Here is a 9,431-nt window from a genome sequence, read left to right on the forward strand (position 1 = left end):
GTTCTCACAAAAACAGTCAGTCAGTCGTTGAGCAAGCGCCCGTGACGCAGCGCTTCGCGCCCCGCCACCTTGGCCAGCCAGAAACCGGGTTGGGCATAACGCAGCCGTTCAATGGCAAACAGCACCCCGGACGTACCAGCACACACCGTGCTGACCCGATCCGATAACGGATCGATCACTTCAAAAATCTCGTCGCCCGCTTCAACCCACTCACCGGGTTTGCGCAGAAAACTAACCACGCCAGGATGTGGCGCGAACAGCAATTCGGTGCCTTCGAACGGCAGGCCTTCGCAGGCGTCTTGCACAGGCTTTGGCCACTCACCGCTGATCAAGCCTTGTTCAGCGAGGAACGCCAGAATGCCTTCGGCGTAAGCCTCCGCCTCTGGGCGACCGGTATCGGATTGGCCACCCAACTCAATGGTCGTCGCCAGACAGGCCAATGGAATCTGAGCGTCTGGAAACAGACGCGACAGACGCAGCCATGGCAGCGAACACGCTTCATCAAAGGAGCTGCCGCCGGAATCTTCCGCCAGCAGCCCGACCTTGACGTTCAAGTGTGCAGCCAGTGAACGCCAATGCGGCCAGTGCTGCGGCAAGGCGTACATGTGCAGCGCCGCTTCGCAATCGCAGTGCAGATCCAGCACCACGTCTGCATTGCAGGCATGGCTGAGCAAAATGCGCTGCATGCCTTGCAACTGACTCTCGGCAGGCGGCAATGCAGCCAACACATCGCTCATGGTTTCACGGATCAAACGGATATTGGCGTGAGGATCGTCACCCAGGTGTCCTTGCAGCTCAGCGGCAACGGGCTCGCTCAGTTCGACGAAATCCCGGTTGAAATTCTTGCCGCTGCCGGCCTCGAAACGCCCCTGATGATTACCCTGAAGCAATTGACCGAGGCCCAGTGGGTTGGCCACCGGCACCAGTTCGATCACACCGTTCAGCAAGCCTTGGGCTTCGAGTTCGGTCAGGCGTTTTTTCAGCTCCCAGGCCGTGCGCATCCCCGGCAGTTCATCGGCGTGCAGGCTGGCCTGGATGTAGGCCTTGCGCTCGCCAGCACCGAAGCGGAACACCGAAATCCGGCGTTCGCTGCCCAGGTGGCTCCACGGCAATGCATGATCGATGCGTTCCATATCAGTGCTTCCGCGGGGCCAGATAGCCCAGCCAGCGGTGCTCGGCCATTTTGAACAGGCGCACCAGAATGAACGTCAGGCACAGATAGAACACGCCGGCGGTGATGTAGGCTTCGAACGGCAAGTAGAACTGAGCGTTGACCGTGCGCGCGGCACCGGTGATGTCGATCAGGGTCACGATGGACGCCAGACTGGTGGTCTGCAGCATCATGATCACTTCGTTGCTGTACTGCGGCAGCGCCCGGCGCAGGGCCGAGGGCAGCAGGATCCGGCGATACATTTTGACCCGTGACATGCCCATGGCCTTGGCCGCTTCGATCTCACCGTTCGGCGTGGCGCGCAGACTGCCGGCGATAATTTCAGCGGTGTAGGCACTGGTGTTGATGGCGAAGGCCAGGCACGCACAGAACGTAGCGCTGGACAGCCACGGCCAGAGGAAGCTTTCACGTACCGTTTCGAACTGCGCCAGACCGTAGTAGATCAAAAACAGCTGCACCAGCATCGGCGTGCCGCGGATCACGTAAGTGAACAGCCAGGCACTCATATTGACGACCGGCTGCTTGGAGACGCGCATCAGCCCCAGCGGCAGTGCCGCCAGCAGACCGAAAAACAGCGACAGTGCGAGCAGTTTGAGGGTGGTCACCAGGCCGCCGAAGTACAGCGGCAAGGCCTCCCAAATGACGTTGTAGTCGAAGATCATAGATCAGCCGCCCTTACGCCTACCGAGTAGCGCTTCTCAAGGTGACGCAATGCCAGCAACGAGACGCTGGTGATCACCAGGTACATCGCCGCCACTGCGAGGAAGAAGGTGAAAGGCTCGCGGGTAGCGTCTGCCGCCTGCTTGGCCTTGAACATCATGTCTTGCAGACCGACTACCGAAATCAGCGCGGTCGCCTTGGTCAATACCAGCCAGTTGTTGGTGAAACCCGGAATCGCCAGACGAATCATCTGCGGCACCAACACCCGGAAGAACACCTGAAAACTGCTCATGCCGTACGCCATGCCGGCTTCTGCCTGCCCCTTCGGGATTGCCATGAAGGCGCCACGAAAGGTTTCCGACAGGTACGCACCGAAGATGAAGCCCAGGGTGCCGATACCGGCGGCCAACGGGTTCAGGTCGATGTAGTCGTCATAGCCGAGCATCGGCGCGACGCGGTTGAGCAGGTCCTGGCCGCCGTAGAAAATCAGCAGGATCAGCACCAGATCGGGAATACCGCGGATCACCGTGGAATACAGGTCGCCCAGCCAGGCCAGCCAGCGCACCGGCGACAGACGCAGCGCTACGCCGATCAGACCCAGAACAATGGCCAAGACCATGGACGACAAGGCGAGCTGAAGCGTCAGCCATGCGCCATCGAGGATGACAGCCCCGTAGCCTTTCAACATGATTCAGGTCCTCGAAAGTTGGGATGAAAAAATGGCGCAAACCTCAGAGATCCTGTTGCTTGCGCCATTTCGGACGTGTTGCGGGGACGATTACTTGCCGTAGATATCGAAGGCGAAGTACTTGTCCTGGATTTGCTTGTACTTGCCGCTTGCACGAATGGCAGTGATCGCGGAGTTGATCTTGTCTTTCAAGGCGTCGCCTTTGCGTACTGCGATGCCGATGCCGTCGCCGAAGTACTTCTCGTCGGTGAAGGCCGGGCCCACGAAGGCGAAACCTTTGCCGGCGTCGGTTTTCAGGAAACCGTCATCCAGCAAGGTCGCGTCTGCCACGGTGCCGTCCAGGCGACCGGCGGCCACGTCGAGGTAGATTTCGTTCTGCGAACCGTAAGGCTTGATCTCGGCACCCAACGGGGCCAGGACTTCGCGGGCGAAACGCTCGTGGATCGAACCACGTTGCACGCCGATGTTCTTGCCCTTCAACTCAGCCAGGTTTTCGCTGACCTGAGTGCCGGCCTTCATGACCAGGCGAGCCGGGGTGTTGTAGTACTTGTTGGTGAAGTCCACGGACTTCTTGCGGTCTTCAGTGATGGACATGGACGACAGGATCGCGTCGATCTTGCGCACTTTGAGTGCCGGGATCAGGCCGTCGAACTCTTGCTCGACCCACACGCACTTGACCTTCATCTCTTCGCACAGGGCGTTGCCGATGTCGTAGTCGAAACCGACGATGCTGCCGTCCGGCGCTTTGGAGGCGAACGGAGGGTAAGCCGCTTCGATACCGATTTTTACGGGCTTGTCATCGGCGAAGGTCGGCAGGGACAGCACGGACAGTGCCAGGGCGCCAAGCAGCACAAGTTTCTTCATCTTGGGACTCCATCGGTAAAGGGCAAAAACGGCAGAGTGAGCGACAGCCCAATATGCGAATGGGTTAAACAGCTAAGCGGTGCTGCGTCCTGGGATGCGTGCGCTGAATCAAACATTGATTTCAACACCGGCAACGACGAGCGAGTGATCGGCATTCTAACGACAGGCCGGAAGCCGATATTTCTTCAATGCGACAACAAATTACAGATGCACCGAGAAAGCCGCTTGAGCGCGTTGACAGCCTTGCAATTTCATGCAAGAGAAAAAGACAGTGAACCGATCTATATTGCAAATTGCGGGCCCATTATTGGCAAACCCTTCTAATCCGGCAAGCACAGCGTAGGGTCTTATTTTTCATGCCGGGTTGAGAAGCCCTGAAACGGGGCTTTGCGTTTCCCAATGCCTCGTTGTCGGGCGCGCGGTTACACATTCAGTTACTTGAAGGGTGATGGGTAACAGTGGGAAAGCGCCTACGGGCGAACCGATAAATATTGGTTCGGTTTTGTTTATGTGGCGCCTGTCAGACCGCCTTCGCGAGCAAGCCCGCTCCCACATTTGACCTCCAGTGAACACAGATTTTGTGCGCAACTCAGGTTCAATGTGGGAGCGGGCTTGCTCGCGAAGAGGCCCGCACAGGCACTGACGACTCAAGACCGATCACCATAAAAAAACCCCACCAGGCTCAACACCTGGCGGGGCTTCGATGACTCAAGAACCAGCGCTTACGCGACGTTCATGGTCTTGTGCGTATCAATCAAATGCTGCACCACACCCGGATCGGCCAGGGTCGAAATATCCCCCAACCCATCATATTCCGCCGTAGCAATCTTGCGCAGAATCCGGCGCATGATCTTGCCCGAACGGGTTTTCGGCAGCCCCGGCGCCCACTGAATCACATCCGGCGAAGCAATCGGGCCGATCTCTTTACGCACCCAGTTTTTCAGTTCCAGACGCAATTGCTCGCTCGTCTCTTCGCCAGCATTCAGGGTGACGTAGACATAAATGCCCTGCCCCTTGATGTCGTGCGGCACACCGACCACCGCCGCTTCCGCGACTTTCGGGTGCGCGACCATCGCGCTTTCGATCTCGGCAGTACCCATGCGGTGCCCGGAAACGTTAAGCACGTCATCCACGCGACCGGTGATCCAGTAGTAACCGTCAGCGTCACGACGCGCACCGTCACCGGTGAAGTACATGCCACGGAAGGTCTTGAAGTAGGTGTCGACGAAGCGGTCATGGTCGCCATACAACGTACGCGCCTGGCCTGGCCACGAATCGAGAATCACCAGGTTACCCTCGGCCTCGCCTTCGACGATGTTGCCCAGGTTGTCCACCAGCGCCGGCACCACGCCGAAGAACGGTCGTGCCGCAGAGCCCGGCTTGAGGGCGTGAGCGCCGGGCAGCGGGCTCATCATGTTGCCGCCGGTTTCGGTCTGCCACCAGGTATCGACGATCGGGCAACGGGACTTGCCGACATTCTTGTAATACCAGTCCCAGGCTTCCGGGTTGATCGGCTCGCCGACCGAACCCAGCAGACGCAGGCTGCTGCCATCGGCGCCTTCTACAGCGGCGGTGCCCGACGCCATCATCGCGCGGATCGCGGTAGGCGCGGTGTAGAGGATGTTGACCTTGTGCTTGTCGACGACCTTCGCCACCCGGGTGATGTCCGGATAGTTCGGCACGCCTTCGAACAGCAACGTTGTCGCCCCGTTGGCCAGCGGGCCGTAGACGATGTAACTGTGGCCGGTGACCCAGCCGACGTCGGCGGTGCACCAGAAGATTTCACCCGGACGGTAGTCGAACACGCGCTCATGGGTCATGGCCGCGTACAACAGATAGCCGCCGGTGGTGTGCTGCACGCCCTTCGGCTTGCCGGTGGAACCGGAGGTATAAAGGATGAACAGCGCTTCTTCGGCGCCCATTTCCTTCGGCGCGCAAACGGTGCCCGCCACTGTCATCAGGTCTTCGTACCAGATGTCGCGATGCTGGTTCCACTTGATGTCGCCACCGGTGCGCTTGCACACGATGACTTTCTGAATGCTGCTGGTTTCCGGGTTGGTCAGCGCGTCGTCGACGTTGGCCTTGAGCGGGATCTTCTTGCCGGCCCGAATACCTTCGTCAGCGGTGATCACCACTTTCGAGCGGCAGTCGATGATGCGACCAGCCAGGGCTTCCGGCGAGAAACCGCCAAACACTACCGAGTGAATCGCGCCGATCCGGGTGCAGGCCAGCATGGCGACCACGGCTTCGGGAATCATCGGCATGTAGATCGTCACCACGTCGCCGCGGTGCACATCCTGGCCGCGCAAGGCGTTGGCGAACTTGCAGACTTCTTCATGCAGCTCGCGGTAGGTGATGTTGCGGCTTTCGGCAGGGTCATCCCCTTCCCAAATAATCGCGATTTGATCGCCGCGCTCGGCCAGATGACGGTCGAGGCAGTTGTAGGAAACGTTCAGCGTGCCGTCGGCGAACCATTTGATGTCGACATGGTGATCGTCGAAGGACGTCTGCTTCACCGTGGTGAAAGGCTTGATCCAGTCGAGGCGCTTGGCTTGTTCGCGCCAGAAGCCGTCCGGGTTGACGACCGACTGCTGATACATGGCCTTATAGGTGGCCTCGTCAGTCAGCGTGTTGGCTGCTACCTCGGGACGAACGGGATACAAAGAAGCCGCACTCATCTTTCTTACCTCGGTGGAATAGTTGTTTTTGTATGGCCCCAGTTGTAGCCGGGCGGGGCCTATAGAACCATTCGACGATGGTAGTAACAAGCCCCTACGAAATGTCCTGATAAGCAAAAACAGGGCTGGAACGGACGTCCCGAATACAACGCCGCCCCCGCCCTGTAGGAGCGAGCGGTGCGGCGATCCGACTTGCCCGCGAAGAACGATAACGCGGTCTGCCTGAAAAACGCCGATTGTTACCAAATCCGTCAAAGGTGTTTATCAAAAGCACGGCTATATGCACGCCATCCCCAGGCCTAAAATCGGTCTCGCCAACAAGGCAACGCGATTAACCCAGTTGCAGCCCCCACGAAGGCAGTTAATCCAAGACTCTCTATTAAAGCGCCACACGCAATCCCAAAAAGTTTGCGTGCCCCCATTCGACCTCAGAAAGGTAATTTCAAATGAAAGCTTTATGGGTTCTGGCCCTCAGCAGTCTGTGCGCAACCGTCATGGCAGATGAGGTCCCGACTGATGTCGCACAGCAACAACCCGCCATTGAGGAATACACCTACTCCACTCACCTGGACATCGCCAAAGTTATATCGATGAGCGAAATCCCGAATGTCTGCGAAGTAGTTCCGGCAAAAATGGAATACGACGACTCCAAAGGTCAGCGGCACATTCTGCGCTACAGCGTCATGGGTAACGGCTGCTCTAACGGCTGATCCGCCCACTCTTATTTATCAAGGCTCGCCCCACCCGCCCGCTTTAAAGGCAGATGAAGCGCCGAACCTCGCATCGATAAATACGATTGTTTTAAGCGCTTATTTGCGCTTTTTAATCAAATTAGTTGGCGTAGGATGAATTCCACACCCAAGGCACAAAACGCCAACGAACCTGGAGCCACTACCATGAAAACCAAACTGATCCTCGCCCTGACTCTTTCCGTCCTGGCCGCCAACACCTTCGCCGCCGATGGCTACGACCGCACTGGCTCGGCTACTTTCACTGAAGCGGCTGTCGCTTCTGACGGTTACGACCATACCGGTTCGGCGTCTTTCGCTTCTGATGGCTTCGATCGCACTGGCGCTGCCAAGGTTGCTGCTGATGGTTCTGATCACACTGGCGCCGCCAAGGTCGCTGCCGATGGTGCTGACCACGTAGGTGCAGCTCGTTTCAGCTAAAAATCGAACGTGACATCACAGCCCGACTTCGGTCGGGCTTAGTTGTGTCTGGAGCGGTCAAAAATCGACCAAAACCACTACATGTAGTAAAAACCGCCGTTTCTGGTTGTTTTTTGAGCAGCCTATTTCAAGAACATTTTCAGCCAAAAACTGCACACAATCCCGCCCACAAACCCCCTCCTCCTGCCCTGAAAGCCCCGCCCCACCAGGGTTGCAACACAACAGCAGACCATAACGACGCCAACACCCAGCCCTCACCGTCAAAAACCAGCTAAAACAGACGAAAAAAAAACTTCCTCCGCCAAAGCCCTGTAAACCCTCGCTCCAACCTGAAAACGCCCCTCGCCGACCGCTCCGAGTGCCATTTCGCCGCACCACGGGGCCGAAAATTTCCTTATAATGCGCACTTAAACGGGCCTGCAATATTCCCTTACAGGGGTGAAAAGTCAGTCTGAAGCCCACGCAGAGCGGTTCACGTTTTCTGCGCCCATCAGGCTTCGGAACACCCGTACAAAATTCTGTTTATTGCCTGCGTTGTACTGCTGCAAAAAACGATTTCCTTTAGATCCAACGCGGCCAGTTGCCCGTGTGAAAAACCAACCTATCAGTTTTCACACGGGCAACTGGCCCTCACGCAGGAGACGACACGTCATGCTGAGCTGGGACGAATTCGACAAAGAAGACAGCGGCGAGACCGTGGTAAAAGGCGCCAACGCCGGCCACGCGACTGAAGCCAACATGGACCGACTCGACACCGCTGGTGGTGTCGCCGCTCAAGAAGCTCGCGCTGTTACCGCGACCGACTCTGCCGCAATCGCCCGTGCCAAAGCTGCCCTGGACACCCTCGACGTCGCCGAAGGCCTCGCCGAACTCGAAGGCGCCTCCGCCCGCGTTGCTGTCGACGAAAAGCGCATGATCAACTGCCGCGCCGACCTCAACCAGCTCGTCCCGTTCAAATACGACTGGGCCTGGCAGAAGTACCTGGACGGCTGCGCAAACCACTGGATGCCGCAAGAAGTCAACATGACCGCCGACATCGCCCTCTGGAAAGATCCGGAAGGCCTGACCGACGACGAGCGCCGCATCGTGATGCGCAACCTCGGCTTCTTCTCCACCGCCGACTCCCTGGTTGCCAACAACCTGGTCCTGGCCGTGTACCGCCTGATCACCAACCCGGAATGCCGCCAGTACATCCTGCGCCAGGCCTTCGAAGAGGCGATCCACACCCACGCCTACCAGTACTGCATCGAATCGTTGGCCATGGATGAAGGCGAGATCTTCAACATGTACCACGAGATCCCATCGGTCGCGAAAAAAGCCACCTGGGGCCTGAAATACACCCGTTCGATCTCCGATCCGAAGTTCGAAACCGGCACCGTCGAAACCGACAAAGAGCTGCTGCGCAACCTGATCGCCTACTACTGCGTTCTGGAAGGCATCTTCTTCTACTGCGGCTTCACCCAAATCCTCTCCATGGGCCGCCGCAACAAAATGACCGGCGTCGCCGAGCAGTTCCAATACATCCTGCGCGACGAATCCATGCACCTGAACTTCGGCATCGACGTGATCAACCAGATCAAAATCGAAAACCCGCATTTGTGGGATGCTGAAATGAAGGAAGAGGCTTCGCAGATGATTCTGCAAGGGACTCAGTTGGAGATCGAATACGCTCGTGACACCATGCCTCGTGGGGTATTGGGCATGAATGCGGCGATGATGGAGGATTACCTGAAGTTCATCGCTAACCGTCGGTTGAGCCAGATTGGTTTGAAGGAAGAGTACCCAGGGACGACTAACCCGTTCCCTTGGATGAGCGAGATTATGGACTTGAAGAAAGAGAAGAATTTCTTTGAGACTCGGGTTATTGAGTATCAGACTGGTGGAGCTTTGAGCTGGGATTAATAGCCTAGCTCGCCACGATTTGACGATTGCAGCCTGAGTCGACAAGTCAAAAAAGCAAAGCCCCGATCTGATCGGGGCTTTTTTATGGGCAATGAGTAGTCTTTTTCCATCCCTACGTCACAGCGCTAAATCTCCTACAGCACTTACAGCTGCTTCTCCATTGATACCCGCTAAAAGCACCTCTAAGCTCCATCGCAGGTGCCTAAGAAACGCCCAACGTAGAAAGCTTGGTCAATCTGCGCATTCCACGCCATCCGGACACTCAGCCCACCAACATCCGGACACTCGTTCCACGCTCA

The 9,431-nt window shown here is 57.5% G+C and carries 9 protein-coding genes; 4 read left to right on the forward strand and 5 right to left on the reverse strand.

Annotation, left to right across the window (positions count from 1 at the left end):
* Positions 1–20: 20 nt before the first annotated feature.
* The 4 genes from IC37_RS20365 to IC37_RS20380 form a co-directional block, all read right to left on the reverse strand.
* Positions 21–1,133 carry a M14 family metallopeptidase gene (locus tag IC37_RS20365; RefSeq protein ID WP_030131771.1) on the reverse strand — a complete coding sequence of 371 codons (1,113 nt, stop codon included), beginning with the start codon at positions 1,131–1,133 and terminating at the stop codon, positions 21–23.
* A gap of 1 nt (position 1,134) precedes the next feature.
* Entirely contained in the window at positions 1,135–1,833 is a 699-nt protein-coding gene (locus IC37_RS20370) for an ABC transporter permease (RefSeq protein WP_030131770.1), read from the reverse strand.
* Positions 1,830–2,519 (reverse strand): ABC transporter permease, encoded by a 690-nt coding sequence (locus tag IC37_RS20375; RefSeq protein WP_030131769.1) that lies wholly within the window; start codon positions 2,517–2,519, stop codon positions 1,830–1,832. The genes IC37_RS20370 and IC37_RS20375 overlap by 4 nt, the downstream gene beginning before the upstream one ends.
* A 90-nt stretch (positions 2,520–2,609) precedes the next feature.
* Complete coding sequence (locus IC37_RS20380) at positions 2,610–3,383, reverse strand: ABC transporter substrate-binding protein (protein ID WP_030131768.1); 774 nt, start codon at positions 3,381–3,383, stop codon at positions 2,610–2,612.
* A gap of 36 nt (positions 3,384–3,419) precedes the next feature.
* Between IC37_RS20380 and IC37_RS29575 the strand changes: the two genes are divergently transcribed.
* Positions 3,420–3,707, forward strand: a complete 288-nt coding sequence (locus tag IC37_RS29575; protein ID WP_143519227.1) for a hypothetical protein — start codon at positions 3,420–3,422, stop codon at positions 3,705–3,707.
* Positions 3,708–4,105: 398 nt separating this feature from the next.
* Here the strand turns inward: IC37_RS29575 and acs are convergent, their stop codons facing one another.
* Positions 4,106–6,061, reverse strand: coding sequence for an acetate--CoA ligase (gene acs, locus IC37_RS20385; RefSeq protein ID WP_030131767.1), 1,956 nt, complete (start codon positions 6,059–6,061; stop codon positions 4,106–4,108).
* A gap of 446 nt (positions 6,062–6,507) precedes the next feature.
* Between acs and IC37_RS20390 the strand changes: the two genes are divergently transcribed.
* The 3 genes from IC37_RS20390 to IC37_RS20400 all read left to right on the forward strand — a co-directional run bounded on the left by IC37_RS20390 (position 6,508) and on the right by IC37_RS20400 (position 9,132).
* Positions 6,508–6,771 carry a DUF2790 domain-containing protein gene (locus IC37_RS20390; protein ID WP_030131766.1) on the forward strand — a complete coding sequence of 88 codons (264 nt, stop codon included), beginning with the start codon at positions 6,508–6,510 and terminating at the stop codon, positions 6,769–6,771.
* A 186-nt stretch (positions 6,772–6,957) separates the two neighbouring features.
* Complete coding sequence (locus tag IC37_RS20395) at positions 6,958–7,230, forward strand: hypothetical protein (RefSeq protein WP_030131765.1); 273 nt, start codon at positions 6,958–6,960, stop codon at positions 7,228–7,230.
* A gap of 651 nt (positions 7,231–7,881) precedes the next feature.
* Positions 7,882–9,132 carry a ribonucleotide-diphosphate reductase subunit beta gene (locus IC37_RS20400; protein WP_007905373.1) on the forward strand — a complete coding sequence of 417 codons (1,251 nt, stop codon included), beginning with the start codon at positions 7,882–7,884 and terminating at the stop codon, positions 9,130–9,132.
* Positions 9,133–9,431 lie beyond the last annotated feature (299 nt).

The sequence above is a fragment of the Pseudomonas sp. QTF5 genome (assembly GCF_000512695.2).
In the GTDB taxonomy this organism is placed as follows: Bacteria; Pseudomonadota; Gammaproteobacteria; order Pseudomonadales; family Pseudomonadaceae; genus Aquipseudomonas.